The 23,219-nt window shown below is 34.8% G+C and carries 16 protein-coding genes; 5 read left to right on the top strand and 11 right to left on the bottom strand.

What is annotated here, in order from left to right; genetic code table 11:
* Positions 1–66: 66 nt before the first annotated feature.
* The 6 genes from AC07N0_RS01100 to AC07N0_RS01075 form a co-directional block, all read right to left on the bottom strand.
* Positions 67–441, bottom strand: a complete 375-nt coding sequence (locus tag AC07N0_RS01100; protein ID WP_492800388.1) for a response regulator — start codon at positions 439–441, stop codon at positions 67–69.
* An 89-nt stretch (positions 442–530) separates the two neighbouring features.
* Positions 531–3,956 (bottom strand): sensor histidine kinase, encoded by a 3,426-nt coding sequence (locus AC07N0_RS01095; RefSeq protein WP_494587794.1) that lies wholly within the window; start codon positions 3,954–3,956, stop codon positions 531–533.
* A gap of 405 nt (positions 3,957–4,361) precedes the next feature.
* Complete coding sequence (locus AC07N0_RS01090) at positions 4,362–7,019, bottom strand: sensor histidine kinase (RefSeq protein WP_492800386.1); 2,658 nt, start codon at positions 7,017–7,019, stop codon at positions 4,362–4,364.
* A 508-nt stretch (positions 7,020–7,527) separates the two neighbouring features.
* The gene (locus AC07N0_RS01085) at positions 7,528–8,607 is read right to left on the bottom strand and encodes a family 10 glycosylhydrolase (protein ID WP_492800385.1); all 1,080 of its coding nucleotides are present in this window, start codon (positions 8,605–8,607) and stop codon (positions 7,528–7,530) included.
* Between the two features lie 30 nt (positions 8,608–8,637).
* The gene (locus AC07N0_RS01080) at positions 8,638–9,729 is read right to left on the bottom strand and encodes a carbohydrate-binding family 9-like protein (protein WP_494587793.1); all 1,092 of its coding nucleotides are present in this window, start codon (positions 9,727–9,729) and stop codon (positions 8,638–8,640) included.
* A gap of 274 nt (positions 9,730–10,003) precedes the next feature.
* Positions 10,004–11,764 (bottom strand): T9SS type B sorting domain-containing protein, encoded by a 1,761-nt coding sequence (locus tag AC07N0_RS01075; RefSeq protein WP_494587792.1) that lies wholly within the window; start codon positions 11,762–11,764, stop codon positions 10,004–10,006.
* A 273-nt stretch (positions 11,765–12,037) separates the two neighbouring features.
* Between AC07N0_RS01075 and AC07N0_RS01070 the strand changes: the two genes are divergently transcribed.
* Both AC07N0_RS01070 and AC07N0_RS01065 read left to right on the top strand, forming a co-directional pair.
* A complete protein-coding gene (locus AC07N0_RS01070; RefSeq protein WP_494587791.1) occupies positions 12,038–13,753 on the top strand; it encodes a GMC oxidoreductase in 1,716 nt (571 codons plus the stop codon).
* Positions 13,754–13,909: 156 nt separating this feature from the next.
* Positions 13,910–14,818, top strand: a complete 909-nt coding sequence (locus tag AC07N0_RS01065; RefSeq protein ID WP_494587790.1) for a sugar phosphate isomerase/epimerase family protein — start codon at positions 13,910–13,912, stop codon at positions 14,816–14,818.
* On the opposite strand, the gene AC07N0_RS01060 is transcribed toward AC07N0_RS01065, so the two are convergent.
* The gene (locus AC07N0_RS01060) at positions 14,802–15,371 is read right to left on the bottom strand and encodes a hypothetical protein (protein WP_494587789.1); all 570 of its coding nucleotides are present in this window, start codon (positions 15,369–15,371) and stop codon (positions 14,802–14,804) included. The genes AC07N0_RS01065 and AC07N0_RS01060 overlap by 17 nt on opposite strands.
* A 310-nt stretch (positions 15,372–15,681) precedes the next feature.
* Between AC07N0_RS01060 and fbaA the strand changes: the two genes are divergently transcribed.
* Together fbaA and rplS are read left to right on the top strand one after the other, a co-directional pair.
* Positions 15,682–16,764, top strand: a complete 1,083-nt coding sequence (gene fbaA, locus AC07N0_RS01055) for a class II fructose-bisphosphate aldolase (protein ID WP_492800379.1) — start codon at positions 15,682–15,684, stop codon at positions 16,762–16,764.
* 376 nt (positions 16,765–17,140) lie between these two features.
* Positions 17,141–17,500 carry a 50S ribosomal protein L19 gene (gene rplS / locus AC07N0_RS01050; RefSeq protein WP_309914035.1) on the top strand — a complete coding sequence of 120 codons (360 nt, stop codon included), beginning with the start codon at positions 17,141–17,143 and terminating at the stop codon, positions 17,498–17,500.
* A gap of 70 nt (positions 17,501–17,570) precedes the next feature.
* Here rplS and AC07N0_RS01045 read toward each other — a convergent pair whose 3' ends face one another.
* The 3 genes from AC07N0_RS01045 to AC07N0_RS01035 form a co-directional block, all read right to left on the bottom strand.
* Positions 17,571–19,370: an acyl-CoA dehydrogenase FadE gene (locus AC07N0_RS01045; protein WP_494587788.1), complete on the bottom strand. Its 1,800-nt coding sequence runs from the start codon at positions 19,368–19,370 to the stop codon at positions 17,571–17,573.
* A 130-nt stretch (positions 19,371–19,500) separates the two neighbouring features.
* The gene (locus AC07N0_RS01040; RefSeq protein WP_492800377.1) at positions 19,501–19,968 is read right to left on the bottom strand and encodes a MarR family winged helix-turn-helix transcriptional regulator; all 468 of its coding nucleotides are present in this window, start codon (positions 19,966–19,968) and stop codon (positions 19,501–19,503) included.
* 242 nt (positions 19,969–20,210) lie between these two features.
* Positions 20,211–21,407, bottom strand: a complete 1,197-nt coding sequence (locus AC07N0_RS01035) for an MFS transporter (protein WP_494587787.1) — start codon at positions 21,405–21,407, stop codon at positions 20,211–20,213.
* A 123-nt stretch (positions 21,408–21,530) separates the two neighbouring features.
* Here AC07N0_RS01035 and AC07N0_RS01030 point away from each other — a divergent pair, with 123 nt between their 5' ends.
* Positions 21,531–22,403, top strand: coding sequence for an AraC family transcriptional regulator (locus AC07N0_RS01030; protein WP_494587786.1), 873 nt, complete (start codon positions 21,531–21,533; stop codon positions 22,401–22,403).
* 83 nt (positions 22,404–22,486) lie between these two features.
* Here AC07N0_RS01030 and AC07N0_RS01025 read toward each other — a convergent pair whose 3' ends face one another.
* A complete protein-coding gene (locus AC07N0_RS01025) occupies positions 22,487–23,020 on the bottom strand; it encodes a hypothetical protein (RefSeq protein ID WP_492800374.1) in 534 nt (177 codons plus the stop codon).
* Between the last annotated feature and the right edge of the window lie 199 nt (positions 23,021–23,219).

The following is a 23,219-nucleotide window of genomic DNA, read 5'->3' as shown; positions in this document are numbered from 1 at the left end:
TAAATCATCTTATGATTTAATCTTTAATTTTATCTTACTGGGATGGGTTTTTAGCAGTTATATTATTTATTGTACTTCAGCAATTACATTTTGAATAGCATTGACCAAATCTTTCCCTCTGATAGGCTTCGTTAAATACTCGTTGGCTCCGCTTTTTATTCCGTTTTCATAGTCAGTATTTTCAGCATGGGCAGATAGTAAAATAAAGGGTAAATTAAGCCATTTTTCTTCGGAACGAACCTTTTTCAAAAATAGTAAACCATTCATGCGGGGCATTCTTATATCAGAAACAATTACATCTATCTCTTCATTTTGAAGAATTGCCATTGCTTCTTCACCATCTTCAGCAGGGATAACGGTAAAATCAAATAACTCTAAAATCTCAACATAATTATTCCTAAGAACAACGTCGTCTTCAACAAATAATATTTTAGTTTTCATTGTGGGATTTATAAAGTAAGTTTTTATAAACAAATGGCTAATTAATTTACAATAATTTTTGTCTTCTTCAAAGAAAGAGTTTGCAAATTTTAATATGGAAGCTTTAATGTAAATATACTTCCAACTCCTTCCTCGCTTTCAAAATCTATTTTTCCACCTAATTTTTCGGTAAATTCTTTGGTAATACTCAGTCCAAGCCCCGTTCCTTCTGTGCTTATTACATTCGTTGCTCTGAAGAAGGTTTCAAATAAATGTTCTTGGTCTTTTAATGGAATACCCATCCCATAGTCTTTAACAATAATAATAAAACATTGTTTATCGTATAGTAACTGAACCTCAGGACTTTTATCTATTCCGCGTGAATATTTAAAGGCATTACTGATTAAATTATTCATGATATGAAGCAATAAGGATTCATCAGTAAAGATTTCTTTTTCTTCTTCCGGTAAAATCATTGTTAGCTTTCTTTCCTCACGAAGATTAATATATAATTCTTTGGTTAATTTTTCTAAAAAGGCTTTAATAGCTACTGGTTTAAGTTTTACAACAATTTTGCCTTCGGCCGTTTTTTCCAGCGTCAGTACATCTGCTACAATGCCCGTTAGCCTGTCCACTTGCGAGGTTATATGGCTAATGTGTTCTTGCATTTTGTTTTTTAATACCTCACTCACAATTTTTTCACTGTGCAAGTTTAGTAATTCGGCACTTCCTAAAATACCTGCAAGAGGTGTGCGGAACTCATGCGATGTTAAAGAAATAAACCTTGATTTAAGAAGATTTAATTGTTTTTCTTTGGTCAACAAAACTTCCAATTTCTGAAGATTTTTCGCATTTTGTTCCGCTATTTTATACTGATTAATATCTTGAAAGATACCATATACTCTTTTTACTTTTTCACCTTCTAGCTCTGCTTTTCCAATAACTTTTACCCAAGTTATTTCCTGTTGAGCATTCACAATTTGTACTTCAATTTCAAATGGCGTTCCTAGTTGAATACAATTTTGAACAGCGTCGGTGATAAACTGCCGACTAATTCCTTCTTTATAAAACAACAAACTCTCTTCAATAGTCGGTTGAAGATGATAGGGTATCCCAACAATTTCTTTAATTACTTTAGACAAATAAATTGTATTAGAAACCACATCTATAGACCATCCACCCACACGTGCTACTCTATTGGTTTCTTCCAATAAATCTGTCGTTCTTTTTAATTGTACCTCAGCTACCTTAATATCACTTATATCTTGAAATGTACCATATATTCTTTTTTTAGTTGGAATACTAAAATCGGCTTTACCTATTACCCTTACCCAAATTTCTCGGTTTTTGGCCGTAATTATCTGTACTTGAACGTCAAATGGTGTTTCATATAGAATACAATCATTGAATACCTTATTGATTTTATCTCTACTATAACCTTCTTTATAAAAATTTATGCCACTTGAAACATCCACTGTGGGAGATTCGTCATTATATTCATGAATCTCTCTTGTAATCTGCGACCAAGAGGCAACATTGGTATTGATATCTGCTTCCCAACCACCAATTCGGGCAACTTGATTTGTTTCTTGTAAAAAGTTTTTGGTTTGCTTCAATTCCTCCTCTGCTATTTTCCTATCTGTAATGTCACTCATATAGCCATGCCAGATTACGCTATCATTCAAACGCTCAGGTGTTGATATCGCCTTCAACCATATTTCTTTTTGTGAAGGCAACATTAGTCTAAACTCAATATCAGTCAGGGCTAATGTTTTGCTATTTTTTTGAATTTCACGGATAACCATCTTATAGTCATCTGGATGGATAAGTTTAAACAACGCCTTAGTCCTTTCTTCAGGATTGAGAGGCTCTAATTCCTGAGAGTTGACTAGCTGTCGAGAAACATACGAGAAAAAGTAACGTCCAGTATCAAAAAGTTGAAATTGGAACAAAACTCCAGGTACTTGTTTAGCTAAATGTTGCAGTAAATTTGATGATTTCTCTCTCGCAATTTCTGCTTTTTTTAGTTCGTCTATGTCTTGAAAAGTACCATATACTCTATTACAAACGCCATTCATAAAATCAGCTTTAATAATACACCTTAGCCAAATATTTTGTTGACTAGCTGTTATAACTTCTAATTCTAAGTTAGACGAAGTCCCTTTTTGAATCCCTTTTTTAATAGCATTCAAAAAAGCTTTCTTGCTTTTAGGTTTAAAAAACTCAAGAATTTTCCTTAAATCTGGTGAGAACTCAGGCGGTAGGTCATAGATTTTACGAGTGGTATCCGACCAGAACAAGATTTTGTTGGCAGGAAAATATTCCCAACCACCTATATTTGATACTTCGCTGACTTCTTCTAATAATTCTTTAGTTTGTGTAAGTTGATTTAAGGACTCTACTTTAGCGGTAATATCATTAATCACCAAAATTGTTTCTTTATTAAAGGGATGAATACTAGAGTTGATGCTTGTCCAATAGTATGAACCATCTTTTCTTTTTAGTCTTAATTCAAGATTAATAAAGGCAACCCCTGTAGCAATTGTTTTTCTAACGGCCCCAAGTGCTAACCCAATATCTTCATCTAGTACAAAATCTAAGTACAGTTTACCCACTATTTCATCAATGGTATATTGATATAGTGTGGTAACGTTTGGTGATACAAATGTGATGATACCAAGGTGATTTACTGAAATGAGTAAATCGGTCATGTTAGAAACCAAAATTGATAAATCGTTCTCTGTCTTTACTTGGTCAGAGACATTATGACCTACGCAAAGTATCTCAATTGTTTTTCCTTCATCGTTTATCAGCCCTGTAAACTCCCATAGATTCGTAATTATTTCTTGTTGTCTATTTTTTTTTCGAAGAATTACTTTAAAAGGTTTTGAAGGATACAAAAAGCATTTTAAGACAGTCTCCTGACAAGCAACACGGTCTTCTTCGATGATAGATAATAATCTATTTGTACCTAAAATGGCTGTTTTATCAACCCCAAAAACTTTATGAAAATAATCGTTAATATAGGTGTAATTCCCATATAAGTCTGTTTTGACTACAAACAAAAACTCACTGTTTATAATAGATTCGCCTATAGGAGTATAAAAATTATCATCTATTTTTTGCGGAGAACTAACGTCATGCTGTATGATGTTTGCACCTAATATTTTACTAATGTTTCCATCCGTATCATATATATATTTTAACGAGCAATCCATGTTGATAATACTACCATCTTTATGAATATAATAGGTAGTAATGGCATCAACACAATATATAGTATCATGATTGTTTGACGAGAGGAAGGAAAGCTCTTTCTCTTTGAAAATATCTAACCACTGATTTTGTAGGATGTTGTATTCCGTATCTGTATGATAACCAAGTATAGACGCTAGCTTAGGGTTTACCCAACAATCGTTAAGAGTTTTGGCATCCCAAAACCAAAATCCATCAAGTGCAAATTCTTGAATAAAGTCAAAAAGTGTTGAATCAGCTTTAATAAGTGCTATAAGCTCATTTTTTAAATAATTTGCCATACTTGTAAACTTATATTACTGCTAAATTTATGACAAAGATTATCTTATCATAAGATAAAATGTTTTTATACTAAGTAAGAAAACACAATAAATTATTCGAATATTAAAAATAGAGGCTTATACTCGGCAATTTAATTAAAAGGAATGCTATTTACAATGACGAAAATGAAATTATAATTGCTCTTTTTGCCCATTTATGTGATAGCTGTTGGTAGGGGCAATAGAGTGTAGAAAAAGTATGTTAAAAGACTAAAAAATAAAAATTAAATAATTGATTTTCAGTTAGAAACGTCAAAAAGTTCTTATTCTTCTGAAAAGAAGGAATACTAGATTTATTGGTAGTTTTACTCTCTTATCCCTAAGGGTAAGAGAGTAACGTCTTATAAAAAATACCATGACCTATATTCAAATACTATAAGGAAATTTTAGCGTAAAATTACACCCTTTTCCTTCTTCGCTTTCAAAACTGATTTCGCCCTGTAGTTTTTCCGTAAATTCTTTGGCAATATTCAATCCTAAGCCTGTTCCTTCGGTTTTTATGACATTACTAGCCCTAAAAAAGGTTTCGAATAAATATTTTTGCTCCGTTTGTGGAATGCCTATCCCATAATCTTTTACGTTAATACAAAAATGATTATCGAAATAAGTTAAATGAATTTCCGGGTTTTGATATATCCCTCTTGAGTATTTAAAGGCATTCCCAATAAGATTATTCATGACGTGCCGTAAGATAGATTCGTCTGAAATTATTTCTTTTTCGTCAGTCGGAAGAAATAATGCTAAACTTCGACGTTCATTGGGTTGATATTGAAATTCCTGAGCCATTTTCTCCAGAAACTCTTTAATCAGTAAAGGCTGTTTTTGTAAGATAATTTTGCCTTCTGCCGTTTTTTCTAAATTTAATATATCGGTTATAATCCCTGTTAGTCTATTAACCTGCGTAATAATATTATCTAATTGTTTAGTCGTTTTATCTTTTAGTTGAGTATCTTCTATTTTGCTAATATAAACATCTAGTAGTTCTGTACTCCCCAAAATAACTGATAACGGCGTTCTGAACTCGTGAGAGGTTAAAGATATAAACCTTGATTTTAGTTGATTCAATTGCTTTTCTCTGGTCAAGAGGATTTCTAAATTCTGTATATTCTTGTTATTCTCTTCTGCTATTTTAGACTGGTGAATGTCTTGAAATGTCCCAAAAATCCGTTTTATTTGATTGTCCTCCATTTCGGCTTTCCCTATTAGCTTCACCCAAATTTCTTTCTGTGTAGTAGTAGTTACTTTAGTTTCTACTTCAAAGGGTATTCCATATTCTATACAGTCCTGAAGGGCATTTTCTATTAATTCTCGGCTATAGCCTTCTTTATAAAAAGCAAGTCCTGTTTCTAAAGTGGGGTAAAAATCTAGGTTTACTTCAAGAATCTCTTTTATTACATCAGACCAATAAATATCCCTAGTAGCTACATCAAATGACCAGCCCCCAATTCTGGCTATTTTATTGGTTTGTTCTAATAAAGCTTTTGTTTTCTTTAGTTGTTCCTCCGCTCGTTTTGATTCTGTAATATCTTGAAAAGTACCATAGATTCTTTTTTTGTTTGGATCTGAAAAGTCTGGTTTACCTACGCTTCTCACCCAAATTTCTCTACCAGTGACGGTAATGAGTTCAAGCTCAACATTATAGGGAGTTCCAAAATGGATACAGTTTTCTACGGCAGTGGCTATAACCTTTCTATTTTTATCATCTTTATAAAAATTAATACCACCATCAACCGTAGGTTGATACGATTCATCAAGATCATGAATCTCTTTCGTGATTTTAGACCAATAAAGCGCTCCTGTGCTAATATTAAGTTCCCACCCACCGATTTTAGCTACCTGATTAGTCTCTTGCAAGAGAGCCTTTGTTCGGGTTAGCTCTAATTCAGCGTGTTTTCTAGCTGTTATATCATTGAGTACCATAATGGTTTCCTTGTTCAGCGGATTGACACTCGAATTGATATTTGTCCAGTAATAAGAACCATGCTTTTCTTTTAACCTAATTTCTAGATTTTTAAATGGCACTCCCGAAATTAATGCGTGTCTTATAGCATGTATGCCTGTTTCTAAATCTTTCTGATGGATAAAATCTGCATAAAACTTCCCCACTATTTCATTTACTTCATAATCGTATAGCTTAGTAATATTGGGTGAAACGTACGTAATAATGCCACGATTGTTGACAGAAATTAATAAATCTGTCATGTTTGCCACCAATACCGATAAATCATTTTCTACCTTGACATGATCAGAAACATTATAGCCAATACACAGCACCTCAAAAGGTTTACCTTCATCATCAATTAGGGCTGTAAATTCCCATTGATTAGTAATAATTTCCCCTTTTTTATTTATTTTTCTTAGAAAGACCTCAAAAGGAGTAAGTGGATTCCTAAAGCATTTCATGACGGTTTCTCTGCATACTTCATGATCATCTTTAATAACAGATATCATAGAGTTTGTGCCTAGCAAGGATTCTTTATCAGTACCAAAAAACCGGTGGTAGTTATCATTAATGAAATTATAATTTCCATGAATGTCAGTTTTAATAACAAACAAGACATTACTATTGTTGATAGATGTGCCTATTGCTTTATAGGTTGCGTCGGAAGTTACCTGTGGAAATTCATAATGTTGGGCAAGCGTATTAGCACCTAAAACTCTGTGAGGATTTCCTTCAGCATCATAGAAAATCTTACAAATACAGTTCATGGCTACTGTCGAGCCATTTTGGTGAATATACTTTAATAAATACTCAGGATGCGGAGTATTGGTAGCAGTTAGTTTAGTAGTATTTAATAAATCATTACCAATAAAAATACTTATTAATTGATTGACAAAAGCAGAATACTCGAAAATAGCATTATAACCTAATATCAATTCAATTTCTGAACTTATCCAACAGAAATTTGATACCTCCAAATCCCAAAACCATAAACCGTTTTTTGCATTTTTTTGAACAAAATCATAAAGCTCTTCATCATTTTTTAAATGAAGTTCTAATTCATTCTTTAAATAGTTTGTCATAACATTAAAAATATCTTGTCGTAAGGAATACAGTTTTGTCACCTCTTATCGCTTAGAAAGAGTGAAAAAACAAGGAGGTAAATTGGTTTAATAATATTAATTGTAATTTAAATATACTGTTAATTTATACAGATAGAGTGATTTATATAATAATAAATTAAAGCAATCTTATTCTATGGTAAGTTTTGGGTAAAAACAGTATTGATGTGACTTGGTAGAAATCAAGCTTTTTGATGGAGTGTGCTATTGTTTAAATACAAATTACGTTAAAAATAATTATACTTCCAATAACCTGATGGGTGTCAGTAATATATTCTTAAATCTGTTTTTATGGAGAATAGACAATAGGGGGGTATTGTTTTGGATAAGACAATTATGAACTTATACTTGTTTACAATCCCTTGCTGAAAGCAGGGCTGTTAGGTTAAATATTTATTCTTAGGGAGAGACTTATATCGCTCCCTAAGAATAAATTCAAATTTTATGGCGTTGTGAACAAAACAACTATTTAAGCTGTGCCTTTCACTAATGCTTTTAACACATCATCATTTACATTGCCAAATAAAGAAATACCAGCAGCACCGTTTTTCAACGCTAATTTAATACCTTGTACGATTTCGTCATTACTATCAAAATCGGGTAAGTACAAACCTGCATATAATGGGAATTTACCATGTAATGCCTTTACGCCTTCTTCTACGGCGTCGCCTATCCACCTTACATCTTCTTTATAAAATTTGTGGTAAATCATTGGACAGATGGCAGATAGATTCCAGTTTACCCAGTCTTGTCTTACAATTCTTTTGGCTACTTCTGGCGTAGGGAAAACGGCCGCAGTAATAGGCTTTTTGAAACTTGCTGCTGTTTTGGCTAAATGATTTACCAGACGAGTAACATTATCATACCTGAATTTACGCCAAGATAAATTTTGGTCAGGATTCTCTACCGTTTTGATATCAATCCCTTTCAATTCTTTGAACTTAGCCTGACAAACTTCACAATAACAAAAATCATATTCTGGCAATTCTTGATTTTGTTTGATACCATATACTTGCCATAAATTTACTGCTAAAATCACATCGCAGTAACGTACATAGTCTAAGTGAATACCATCTACATAAGGCTTGCTTAATTCTGTTTTAACAGCTTTCTCCAAATAGTCTCTTACTTCAGGACGAGACGGACAAAGCCATCTGTAATAATTGACATAAGGAGGATTAGTCGCACACGATTCCCCTTTTCGGTTAATAGCATACCATTCTGGATGGGCCTTCAAAAGACTTTCTTCGCCTCTATTCAAGGTCCAAATCCAGCGATGCGTAGTCAATCCTTGCTTTTTGGCAATCGTAAAATGTTTTTCATCGTCGGCTTCAAAGAAAACACCTGTGATGCCATGTGCTTTATATTTTTTATAACGTTCAGTAAGTACGTCTTCTGTTTCCTTATGGTCAGGGTTTATCCAAACCCAGTTTTTTAGTTGAGTGCTTTTTTTCTCAGGAACTAAAGGGCGTGCTTGCAGTAAATTAGCACTTTGCCCAACAGCTAATGCTCCTAAGCCCATTTGTTTTAAGAAAGTACGTTTTTCCATTGCTTTGTTTTTTGTTGAAGATTGTTACAATTATAAAGACTTCAATTTGCTTATCTTGAGGAGGCTGTCCTGATTGAGGGATATTTTATTGTTTTCGGCTTTGTCAATAATCGTTATCACAAAAGTTTGACTAGTAGCTTCTATTTCGATGCTATGGGTTAATTCGCTAGTTTTAAAAACAGTAGGGTCTATCGCCAAAAGTGACAATTCTTTGGCATACTGGTGATTTTTAGCAAAGTACTCCTTTTGTTTATGATAAATATCCCATGCTATTTGCTTTACCTTCTCAATGTCAGGGATAGGGAAATCAAAATCTTCTGTTCCTACTTTTTTATCAGAAAACACTAAGTAGCCCCAATTTTCGGGCATGTGCATATCAATTTTGCCTTGTGGCGACCAAACCCAATTGTATTCTGGAAGCACACCTTGACCATCTTCCTTTTTCTTGCGACTGTACTTACCTGCCTGCACCTCATGATTCCATTCAACCCTTGAAAAATTTATTCGCCAAATCGACAAATCTTCAGGTTTGTTTAAATGATTATCCAAACTGATTGAAGCAAATGGAATTGCCATTTCTATTACCCAACGTTTATCCGTATCTGTAGCATTGTTTATCGTTCCGTCTATGCTTACCGCCGTTTTAAGTTGTTTAATATCCCAATTGATTAAGGCATTGCCACCATTTCTATAGGGCTTTGGCAGAAACAAATCAAAGGTATTGTTGATAGCGTTTATCTCTAATTCAAAGTAGTTATGGGCATCTCCGTCTGGGTCAATAAAAACTTCAAAGTCGTTTTCTAAAAATACAACCTGGTCTTTTTTGTTTTGATACGCCCAGATATTTTTTTCTTCCAGTTCAGCAGCTATATAAAGATGTGTATCATCCCATAAAAGTTTAGCTCTGGTAGTTTGCAAAGGGTTCGGTTTTTTATCTCCTTCAATATCTACAAAAAGGCTTGTCCACTTAGCTTTTTGCCATGCTGGTTCAGAGAGCTTACCGTCAATTTTTAAGGGTTCTGTAGTTCGAAAACAATGGTATTGAAGAGGTTCAGGAATAACTTGGGCGAACGAAGAGCACAGTTTCAACCCAATTATTCCAGTAAGGAATAATTTTTTCATATACTTTAAATTTGGATAATTGTCGCGATTTTCCTCATTGGATATACAAAATCACGCATCGCTTGTAATAATTAGTTAAACAAAGTAAGGATTAATTACTTCTAATTACTAATTATAAGGGAAGGAAAAGCCTATAAATACTCAATAAACTAGTAAAATAGGCATAAATGACTAGAAAATAAGAGGGTGTGGTTTAATTTAAAAATCAAATTCGGTATTATATTGCTTGTTGGTGGTGATTAGTTGGTGTTTGCTAATTCTTGACAATAAACGATTATCGCAATAGCGTAATACTTCCCTGACTGTTATAAGTGGTGCCGTCGTTTAGTTCTACCTCTACCTCATAGGCGTATATGCCTGCGTCTGAAGGCAAACCATTATGCGTGCCGTCCCACCCGTAACTAGCTTGTGAAGGAGCGATGTTTTCTTTCCAGAAAATAACTTCTCCCCATCTGTCAAACACTTTCATGGTTTTTATTTGCTTTACACAGCCAGAAGCAAAAGCATAAAAAGTATCATTGTTATTATCGTTATTAGGAGAAAAGGCATCTGGTAGAAAAACCAGTCCGCAACTCCTTACAGAAATATTGGCTACTTTTATTTTTTCGCATGCTTTGCCATCTAAACTACTTACATAGACAGAATATTGTCTGGTTGATGTGGGGCTAGCCCACGTTTCCGCACAATTAGCACAGCTTAAATCAGTCGCAGGTTGCCATAAATAAGAATAATTCCCCGTAGTGGATACAATGGCTTTGAGTAATACTCTATCACCCGAGAGGATATTAAAATCCTTGTTTTGTAGCGTGACATCAAAGTCAATCACTTTCAGATTTGTCGTTACGATACTATCACACTGACCAGCCCTCGGAATCTTGGTGATATACGTCCCCGTCGTATTATATACTTCCGTACCAACTTTGAAAGTTGTTCCTGCACAAATGACAATATCCTGTTTCTTTCGTGCTAAAGGAGTAACGGTAAGGTTCAATGTGATGGTACTATCGCAGACATTGGTTCTTTGTATATTTTTTATGTAGGTCCCACTAGTCTCGTAAACATCAGTTCCTAGCGTATATTTTTCCCCTTCACAAATGGTAGCATTAATAGTATTATAGGGGTGTTGGTATTTAATGGTGTAATCTAAATTCAATTCACAAGAAGCATCTAAGCTAGACTGTGGCAATATTTTTACAGAATATTTATCGCCTAATTTCGCCAACACTCTAATAGACGGTGTTGTCGCTCCATTACTCCAAGTATATTTTTCAAACCCATCAGGAGCACTCAATACCATATAACCATCTGCATCTGGACAGGCAGAAACAGGTTTGACCTCGGATTTCAAGCATTGTGCATCAAAATAAGCATAGCCAAAATGTCGTTGTTTGGTACAACCATGAGCCGTCACTTCTATATTAATCCTTTTTCCAATATAATTTAACAAGTTAATAGACCCAACTGTCCAGTTACGATACTCAATATTACCCCCACTTGTATAATTTTGTACACTAAAATTAGACGCTGTTCCAGACCTTGAAAGTTGGATATTAAAATTACTACAAGTCAGCGGGTCTCCGTTTTCATCCGTAATACTGATGTTGAAGGCTGGTTTTTGTGCATCGGTATGGTTATTATTATCGTTTTGAAGCACAACCGCAAACTTATATTGAAACAAAGTATTGTCTGGCGTAACCATAAACGAAGTTCTTAATCGATGATATACCCCTCCTGGGTTAGTCTCAGTCGTATTACCTAGTTGAATCGAATAGCTACTGCCCGGTGCTACCATCGCAATTCTTTCATTTGTTATTTTAGGGTCAAAACCACTTGAACTACTGGTAATCTTATAAATTCCTCCAGATTGTTCAGGACCATACTCTGTCTTTGCGCCATTATCTGTGATGGTTCCTGAAGTAATAGTCCAACCACTAATATTACCAAGCTCAAAACCAATATTTGTACAGTCTGTTTGTGCAAAACTGCAAATAGTTGATAAAACAAAAAATATGCTGACAAGTAAAAATTTTTGCATTTCAATCAGGTTATGAAATAATCCAACATGAATTCTAACTCATGAATTTATAAGAAATATGATGATTAATGTAAGCTGTAGAGGAGGTATAAATCTTAATAAAAAGGGTTGGTGTGTAGTAATTATATAGACAGGTAAAGCAGTATAAAGCGTTGCATTGAGGAATTAGATTTACTAATCAGGATAAAGTTAAAAAATCTATTGATTAATTTAAGTAATTGAACTAAAAATTTAGCTTTCTAGGCTATAGACTCATCAAGTGTAATTTAAAATATGACATACTTTAATATTGATAGTAATAAAAAACAAACTTTTGATGCCATCGTAATTGGCTCTGGAATCAGTGGAGGGTGGGCTGCAAAAGAATTAACAGAGAAGGGCTTAAAAACGTTGGTTTTAGAACGAGGGAGAGATGTAAAACATGTAACCGACTATCCAACTACAATGATGAACCCGTGGGAGTTTGAACATCATGGGAAAGTACCATTGGCACTGCACGACGAATATAAAATTCCACGCGACCATTATATTTTCGGAGAAAGTACTTTACATTTTTTGGTGAAAGATGCAGAACAAGAATATATTCAAGATGATCCGTTTACTTGGATGCGAGGTTACCAAGTAGGAGGGAGGTCGCTTTTATGGGCTAGACAAACCCAACGATGGAGCAACTTTGATTTTGAAGGGCCTGCTCGTGATGGATTTGCCGTAGATTGGCCCATTCGCTATGCAGATATTGCCCCTTGGTACAGCTATGTTGAAAAATTTGCAGGTATTACTGGTAATAAAGATGGATTGCCAGAATTACCAGATGGCGAATTTTTGGCACCTCACGAAATGTCATGTGTTGAAAAACATTTTAAACAACAAGTGGCTAAAAACTATGCGACCAGCAGGCATGTAATTATCGGAAGAGCAGCCCACATTACCGAAAGCAAGCCGATTTATGTAAAGCAAGGACGGGGGAAATGTCAAAACCGTACTTTATGCGAAAGAGGATGTCCGTTTGGTGGATATTTTAGTAGTAATGCTTCCACTATTCCTTGGGCAGAGAAAACAGGGAATCTTACGCTTCGTCCGCATTCGGTCGTACATTCTATTATTTATGATGAGCAAAAAGGAAAAGCCAAAGGGGTGAGAGTAATTGACGCTATTACCCAAGAAATGACGGAATATTATGCGAACATCATTTTCTTGAATGCTTCTGCCATCAATTCTAATCTAATTTTATTGAACTCCACTTCAAAGCGTTTTCCAAACGGCTTAGGGAATGATAGCGGACTGTTGGGTAAATACATTGCTTTTCATACCTATCAAGGCAGAATTTCAGCAGAATATGATGGAATGTTAGATGCTACGACTGACGGTCGCAGACCAAATTCAAGCTATATACCAAGGTTCAGAAATGTATTCAAACAAGAAACTGATTTCCTGAGAGGCTATGCTGCTGGCTTTTCTGCTTCTAGAAGTCCTATTCAATCTTTTGATGAAATGGGCGAAAACCTAAAAAGTGCCTTGTTGAAGAATGATTTAGGACCGTGGAAAATAGGCTCACACATGATGGGCGAAACCATTCCTAAAGAAGAAAGTACAGTGAGGTTAGACCCACATTTGAAAGATAAATATGGGATTCCACAATTGAGAATATCAGTGAAGTTTGATGAAAACGACCGCAAAATGATGAAGGATTTTCATGAGCAATTTGCCGAAATGTACACGAAGGCAGGCTTTAGTAATATTCAGTTGCATGAAACCCACAGAATGCCAGGTTCAGAGAATCATGAAATGGGCGGAGTAAGGATGGGGAAAGACCCTAAAACGTCGTTGCTCAATAAATGGAATCAGTTGCATACTTGTAAAAATGTATTTGTCACTGATGGCGCTTGTATGACCTCTACGGCTACTCAAAATCCATCACTTACGTATATGGCACTGACTGCTAGGGCAGTTGATTATGCGGTAAAACAGATGAAAGCTCAAAAATTGTGAAAAGCAAGAGATTAGACGTAAGAAGCAAGAAATTAGACATAAAATACAAGACGCAAGAAATTAGGGGATGACAAGTTGTGAATTGTGATAAGAAAATTCTTTCATAGTTTGAAAAATCACTCAATCACTAATTCACAACTCACTAATTCACAACTTATGAATACAAATACCCGTCGGGATTTTCTTATTAATTCACTCGCTATAGCAGGATTGGCTATGCTTGAAGTTTCTTTAGATTTCAAGAAAGCTAAACCCTTATTATCATTTTCAACCTTAGGCTGTCCTAATTGGTCTTTTGATACCATTTTGAAATATGCCGTAGAAAATGCCTATGATGGTATTGAAATCAGGGGAATTCAAAAGCAATTGGATTTGACAAAATGCCCTGAGTTTAGTGCCGTAAATATTGCAGCGACTAAAAGAAAGGTTGCTGATAATAAGTTGAAAATTATAGACTTGGGTTCTTCTACGGAATTACACCATGCCAATCCTATCAAACGCAAGGCACAATTAGACGATGCTAAACGATTTATCGATTTAGCTGCAAAGCTAGATTGTCCCTTTATAAGGGTATTCCCTAATGATTTACCCAAAGACCAAAATGATGACGAAACGATAGATTTAATCATCAAGGGATTATTGGAACTTGGCGACTATGCCAAAGGCTCGTCGGTTACTGTTCTGTTAGAATCTCACGGGAAAGTTATTCAGGCTGATATACTATTAAAGATAATGAAAGCATCCGAACACCCGAATATTGGGATGATTTGGGATATTTTTAATATGTGGTCTGTCACCAAAGAAAGTCCTACTTTTGTTTACCAACAATTGCATCAATATATTCGCCATACGCATATCAAAGATGCCAATTTGGTCAATGGCAAAGAAGAATACGTACTGTTGGGTAAGGGCGAAACGCCCCTTGCAGAAGCGATAAAAGTATTAACAAAGGGTGGATATAAAGGTTATTATAGTTTTGAATGGGAAAAACTGTGGCATCCAGAAATTCAAGAACCAGAAATTGCGATTCCTGATTTTCCGATAGCCATTAAAAAGTACTTTTAGTATGCCATTTTGGATTTTCAATATGATACAACCGTAAATAATGGCGTTTTGAAATTTTGTAAACAGGATGTTGAAATTTATTGATGACAAAACTAAGTCCTATAAAGCCTGTACTAATTGCCACAATAGCGGGATTAATAACAATAGGAGGGCTCTTGAGTTGGTTTAGTACATCAAATGAAAATAAAAAAACGCCTGCTCCGCCCAATGCACCCACACCCTTTAGGGCAAATAGCTGTTTTTGCCCTTGTGAGTATATTTTTTTAATATTCCTGAATTTTATTTCTTGAAGATCAAAAATACTATGTTGGTTTTCATAAGGAAAATAAAAAAATGAGCTATCGCTTAACTGAACGATTGTGAGGTGTTGCTTTTTCCTATTGCCAAACGTTTTGAAAATAATATCGCTGCCTTCATGAAAATGAATATTGCGTGTTTTGCCTGTCATTTGTAGGGTAAGACAACGAAAAGGTTTTTTTGCCTCAGGAGGTTTCTGAGCAAATGCAATAGTTAATGGTAAGAAGAAAAAAATAAGTAAAAAATTAGTTTTCATATTATGTGTGCAATTAATGTTTTGGTGAGAACGACCGACTTGATTTTGTATTTTTAAAATGATAAATATTAAGATTTTTTAACATTTGATAATTGATAATGAAGTACTTAGTAGAAAACTATAAAATCGAAAATTCAATTTGTATCTTTGTCTAAATGTTATTAGATTAGTTTTTATAATATTTGGTCTATTGGGTCAGTGCCGAATATTATTCTGTAAAACCTAAGAAAGCCAATTAAAATAATTATTTTTGGGTTCTTTTATCCAAAAAATCAGTTGAAATAAGTTTTTAACAAGAAAAAATTAAACTATGTCAAGTTTATCTTCTCAAAAAGGCGTATTGCATGGAGATGCAGTGCAAGAGCTCTTCGAAATCGCTAAAAAGCACCAGTTTGCTTTACCAGCCGTAAACGTTACAGGAACAGATACAGTAAATGGCGTTTTAGAAGCAGCAAAAGCCGTAAATTCACCAGTAATCATCCAGTTCTCAAATGGTGGAGCTCAGTTTTATGCAGGTAAATCGTTACCAAACGGTAAACAAGAGGCTTCTATCGCAGGTGCTATTTCAGGTGCTCATCATGTACACCAATTAGCAGAGGTTTATGGTGTTCAAGTGATTTTACACACTGACCACTGTGCTAAGAAATTGTTACCTTGGTTAGACGGTTTGTTAGACGCTGGCGAGAAGTTTTATGAACTACATGGTAAGCCATTGTTTTCTTCACACATGATTGACCTTTCTGAAGAGCCAATCGAAGAGAACATCGAAATCTGTAAAACATACCTTGAGAGAATGGCTAAATTAGGCATGACGCTTGAAATAGAATTAGGGGTAACAGGTGGAGAAGAAGATGGCGTTGATAATTCAGACGTAGATTCTTCAAAATTATATACTCAGCCTTCAGAAGTAGCTTATGCTTATGAAGAATTGAGCAAAATTTCTCATCGTTTCACGATTGCTGCTGCTTTCGGAAACGTACACGGTGTTTACAAGCCAGGAAACGTAAAGTTATCTCCAGTTATTCTTCATAATTCTCAAGAATTTGTGAAAGAAAAATATGGTTTAACTGCTGAGAAACCAATCAACTTTGTATTCCACGGTGGTTCAGGTTCATCTCGTGAAGAAATCCGTGAGGCACTTTCTTATGGAGCTATCAAAATGAACATTGATACAGATTTACAATGGGCATTATGGGAAGGTATCTTAGGATACTACAAAGCAAAAGAAGGTTATTTACAAGGACAAATCGGTAACCCAGAAGGCGAAGATTCACCAAACAAGAAATATTACGATCCACGTGTATGGTTACGTAAAGGTGAGGAAACTTTTGTTAGCCGTTTGAAATTAGCTTTTGAAGATTTGAACGCAGCGAATGCTAATCAATATTTATAGTAGTTTAGAGTTCATGAGTTTAAAGTTTAGGATTGAAAAGTTTAGTTTTAGTATTCATTTAGTTTAAAGCTTATGAAAAGCTATATTAAATAATTCTATTGCATTATTGTACTTTAAACTTTTAACTCATAAACCTTAAACTCAAAAAAGAGTCAGACTTCATCATAATGAAGTCTGACTCTTTTTTTATGGATAATTTTTGAATTTCATTATTGAAATTTAGAAAAATATTCATAACTTTGCACCCCAATTAAAGAGCAATTATGTGGCTGGGCAATCTGTATGAAGCAAGCAATTGTTTATCAGACCTTTAAAGTTACCGCTGGTTGTCTTTTGGATAAATTATTTAAGAATTTAACAGCAAAATAATCAAGAAATGAACGAGTTAATTAAATTCGTAGAAGCTGAAAATGCTGCACGCCGTGCAGAATTGCCCGAGTTTTCAGCAGGTGATACCATCAATGTTTACATCAAAATCCGTGAAGGAGCTAAAGAACGTATTCAGGTATTCCAAGGAACTGTAATCCAACGTCGTAATAGCGGTGCTGGTGAAATGTTTACAGTACGTAAAATTTCAAACAGTATTGGTGTAGAGAAAATCTTCCCTTTATTATCACCAAACATCGAGAAAATCGAAGTATTGCGTAGAGGTAAAGTTCGTCGTGCTAGATTATTCTATCTACGCGGAAAACAAGGTAGAGCTGCAAAAGTTAGAGAATTGGTTAAGAAAAAATAATCATACTGATTTTTCAATAAAAAAAGGTCGTTCAATATTGAACGACCTTTTTGTTTCTAACCAAAAAATACTAAAATACATAACTGTTTTTTTCAATAGCCGCTTCTGCAACTCTTCTGCGTGCTTCTTTTAAATTGATAGGTTCTATTTTAGTAAAACGTTTCAATCCCATCAACATCACACGAAGTTCGTCGCCTTCAGCAAAACTTGTAATCGCTGCTTTACCAGCATTATTTGTTTTCTCTACGGCAGTGTGTAAGTAAATTAAAGCGGCATCTTTTTGTAAAGCACACGCAGCTTCTCCACGCACAGCAATCAACTTTTCAACCCTTAATAATGTTGATTCAGCTATGTAAAGCTCAATCATCATATCTGCCAAATTCATGATAATTTCTTGTTCGTGTTCAAACTTCATCATAAATTTCTGTAAGGCAGCACCAGCCACCATCAAGATGGCCTTTTTCAGATTTTTGATTACCTTTTTTTCTGCTACAAAAATACCTTCGTCATCCGAAACACTGAAATCTGGAATTGACATAATTTCTTTGCCAACTTCCATTGCAGCAGGCATCAAATTGATTTCGCCTTTCATCGCACGTTTCACAACTGTTCCTACAGCAAGCAAGCGGTTAATTTCGTTAGTACCTTCAAAAATCCTATTAATTCTAGAATCTCTGTAAGCTCTGTCCATCGGTGCTTCTGCCGAAAAGCCCATACCACCATAAATTTGTACGCCTTCGTCAACAACATAGTCTAATACTTCCGACCCATGTACTTTCAACATAGCGCATTCTATGGCAAATTGCTCAACACCTTTTAGTTTTGCCTGAGCCGACTCTACACCCGATGCTAATAAATCCTCAATGGCGTCATCAATGTTTTGTCCAGCACGATAACAAGCTGATTCAGAAGCAAATATTTTAACATTCATTTCGGCAATTTTATATTTTATTGCACCGAAATTGCTGATAGAAGTACCAAATTGTTTACGTTCGTTGGCATAATTAACTGCCTTGCCAATAATACCCTTAGCCGCACCCACCACCGCAGAAGCCAATTTAATACGACCAATATTCAGAATATTTACAGCAATTTTGAATCCACCTTCACGCGTATATAGCTGATTTTCAACAGGTACTTTACAATCATTGAAGAAAATCTGACGAGTAGATGAGCCTTTTATTCCCATCTTGCGTTCTTCCTCATTCATCGTAATACCACCAAAATCTTTTTCAACAATAAATGCTGTTAAAGCTTTATCATTATCAATTTTGGCAAAAACGATAAACAAATCGGCAAAGCCACCATTGGTTATCCACATTTTTTGCCCATTGATGATATAATGTTTTCCATCTTCCGATAACACAGCTTTTGTTTTCCCTGAATTAGCATCAGAGCCCGCATCTGGTTCAGTTAAACAGTAAGCCGCTTTCCATTCACCCGAGGCTAACCTTGGCAAATATTTAGTTTTTTGCTCTTCAGTTCCGTAGTATAAAATAGGTAATGTACCAATACCAGTATGTGCTGATAAAGCTACCGAAAATGAATGTCCACCTCCGCAAGCCTCAGCGACCAACATCGAAGTATTAAAATTCATTCCGAATCCGCCATACTCTTCAGGAATAGCTGTCCCTAATAAACCAAGCTCACCAGCTTTGTCCATTAGTGATACCATTAAATCAGTATTTTTGGCATAATCGATATCATCTAGGCGTGGATGCACTTCTGTACGAAGAAAATCCAAGCAAGTCTGTGCAATCATTTGTTGCTCTTCTGTAAAATCTTCAGGAATGAAAATTTGCGAAGCGTCAATGTCTTTAATTAAAAACTCACCCCCTTTGATGGAAGCTTTATTAGCTGTGATTGTCATGTCTTTATAAATTTATTCTGAATAAAAGCCTAAAATATGATGCTTACATACTATTTTATGTAAAGATAAGCAATAAAAAAAATGTTATGCAAGCATAACATTTAAAATTATTTTTGTGCTCTCTAATTCTTTAAATAAACTCATCTTCGCCAATGTTATCAGCTTTATAACCAGCAGTATCGATATCTACTACTTCACTTATTTTTTGCATTACTTCAAAGAAAATCTCCAATTTTTCAGCCCCTATTTTTTCATAAATAGCATTATTGAAAATTAATACTCCTTCTCGTGCTTTATCTCTTTTTCTTTTTCCTTCTTCGGTTAGATACACTTTTACTACCCTACGATCTTCTTCGTCGGTTTCTCTTCTTATCCATTTTTTATCCTCTAAAGATTTTAACATTCTTGTTAAACTACGGGGTTCTAAACCCAAAGCAGGAGCGATTTTGGTCGCAGGAGTTCCCTTTTTATCAATATTCAATAATACATAACCAATTGCCATCGTCATGTCGAATGGTGCGGCAAATGAATTGTACATCCTGCTAATGGCGTGCCAACCAGATTTGATGTGGTAATCTACAGTTTTGTCTGCTTTCATATTGGTTAATTATTTATAAAGAATGGGTTCTGTTTTGGATATTTACTTATTGTTATGCTTTGCATAATATTGTAAAAATGAGAAGGAAAAAATTATTATGCAAGCATACTACTAAATTAATCATTTTGTTGATATTATAATTTTGAAAATGAATCAATATAGATACAATTTTAAAAAAAAGCCCTTCTTCCATGAATACGTATTTCATAGAAGAAGGGACAAGCATAACTTTAAAAGAAAGACTAACTTATCAAAAAGTGATCATTCGCTACATTTTCTGATATTTTGTATGAGTCGCTTTGATTCCTACGCTTAAAAATATAGAACACGATGATACCCATTACTAGAAAAACTACTCCAGTATAGGCGGTGTATTCCATTCCTCCACCTCTGACGATGGCAATTCCTCCTACAATTGCTCCGATAGCATTACCCAAGTTGAAAGCAAGCTGACCCAGAGCTCCTCCCATCATTTCTCCACCTTTTGAATTCAAGATAAATAGTTGTTGTATAGGCGCAGAAAGTCCAAAAAAACAAGATGCTGCTATACACAGCATTATTAACGAAACGATTGGCTGACTACCCCATAAATATAGTATGCCCAATGCTATTGCTAATACTATTTGCATATAAATGATTGTAGTTTTGGGCGTAAATTTATCTGATAACCTTCCACCTAGATAATTTCCAATACACATACTTCCCCCCGACAAAACCATCAGTAAGGGCATGAATTTTACATCTATTTTAGTTACATCAGTCATAAAAGGATTGATATAACTGTACCAAGAAAATATACCAGTATTAATAAGAACAGTGATGATAATCAAGAGCCAAGGGTTTAGTTTTTTTAAAAACCTAAACTGTTCTCTTACCCTTGTGCTAGGCAGGGCAGGAAGTTCGGGTATCCATTGATAAATAAAATAAATAGAAAGCAATCCACAGATAGCGTTTGAAAGAAAAAGCACTCGCCAAGAGATATAATGACCTATCACATTGCCCAGAGGAACGCCGAGTAGATTAGCTACCGTCATGCCCATCATGACTGTAGCTACCGCAGAAGTCCCCTTCCCAGTGGGTACTAGCTTGTTGGCCACGATAGCTGCTACACCAAAAAATGCACCATGGGGCAAACCAGAAACAAATCGCCCAATAATAGTGATAAGATAAAAATTGCTTACAGCGGTGATTAAGCTTCCTAGCATAAAAATGGATAGGAGTATTATTAAGATAGTACGCAGTTTTAGGTTACGGGTAATCGTAATCAGGAGTGGGCCTCCTGCACATACCCCAAGCGCGTAGGAAGCGATTAGATTGCCAGCTTTGGATATAGAAATGTTTAATCCATTAGCCACATCAGGCAATATACTCATCATTAGAAACTCTGCCATTCCAAAAGCAAATGCACCCATCGACAGGGCAAAAATATTTTTTTTCATTTTTATTAAAGTAAGGATTTTAAAATAGGATGCAAATCAACCAAAATCATAGCGATTCAAATTGTTCTGAATTACTCAGTTATTGTCTTATTTTTGTATTATTACTAAATAAAAGCTTTAACAATGACTGATAAGGTGAAATTTGAACAAATAGATGCCGATTTTCAGGCTTCCTATCGTTATGTATCTTCGAAGAAACATTATAAGCAAGAGATTTCACTTCATTTTCATCCAGAGCTCGAAATACTGTATGTCAAAAAGGGGGCGGGATACCGTATGGTGGGCGACTTTGTCGAATCCTTCTATGAAGGAGAGGTTATTTTTGCCCCGTCTAACTTGCCGCACTGTTGGATGTTCGATCCTTTGACTTGTCATTCTGATGGTTCCAGAGAAGTACTGTTTGTACAGTTTCATCCATCGTTTTTAAGCAGTGGACTAGCTTATTTTAGTGAATGGGGTGCATTGATTAATAAATTACGGGCTATTCAGCATGCGGTGAGGGTAGTGGGCGAAACTGCCGAGAAGATAATTGTGATACTAGAAAAAATGTATCATGAAGATAATATTTCAAGATTAATTTCCTTGATGAAACTGATAAGCTTGCTCGAAAAACAGGAAGACTTTTTAATAATTGGTCCCAACAACAAGGTGTCAAGTGGTATTAGCAAGAATATGAAGCGTATGGAGTCCATTGTAAAATATATCATGGAAAACTATCGTGAAAAAATCCCCTTAGAAAAGATTTCAGAAATAGCCTCTATGAGTCCAGCAGCCTTTTGTTCTTTTTTTAAGAAAGAAACAGGCAAAACTTTTACTACTTATCTTAATGAATATCGTTTAGGGATGGTCTGCTCTATATTGGATGCTTTCCCTGATACAAAAATTAATGAAGCCGCATGGAGATGTGGTTTTGTAGATATCAATTACTTCAATAGGTATTTTAAGAAAGCAAAAGGGGTAAGTCCGCAAATGTGGATGAAGTCTTTAATAAAGTAGATTCCAATGTCGTATCAATAAAAAGAGCAAGCCTTTGGAGCTTACTCTTCAAACTATATTGTTAAAATCAGAGGATTATACTATTACTTTATCTTGTTTCCTTTCATTCTGCGTACTTTTACTTTCATGTTTGTAAAAACGCTTCTTGAAAGCATAATACGTACCCTTGGTTTTTTATAAACGACAAGGTATTTGCTACCTTCGTAATCTATACGAGAAAACATCGGATTGCCATTAGGATCAACCAATTGATAGTAATATTCTCCTTTTTCGCCAGCTACTGGGCCAAATCTTAAAGAACTTTCTTCATTACTTTTTTCAAAGGCAATCATTAAATGTCCGTTGTTTTCTACTTGCACTAAACCGGGCGTGTTTTTTTCTAGTGTAATCCTATTGATATATCTTCCATTTTTGAAAACCACCTTTCCAGATTTAATATTGGCATCTGATGATGGCACTTCTCTTTCTAAATAAAGGGGATTGTCGTTATAAAATTGAATTCTAGTAAGGTCAAGTTCATTCTCTTGAAGTTGGTGCATTAATGAACCTGTCAAATAAACGTTTTTTTGACAGCTTGTTAGAGATAGGATACTAATGATGAACAGAATCTTTTTCATTGCTTCTGGTGAATTAGTTAAAAGGCGTGACCATAAAAGTAATCAAAAAGTTAATTAAATTCCAAATTTCCTATCATTATCAATATGAAAATTATGAGCTATCGGAAAAAAATAAACATTAGTGATATACAATGATATTTTTAGGTAACTAATTCAAAAAAATAATTAGCTATAACAGTACTTTTAAGGCAGAGGTTTA

The organism is Arcicella sp. GW821-FHT09D11, assembly GCF_059416265.1.
This window is presented reverse-complemented; position numbering and strand designations above follow the sequence as displayed.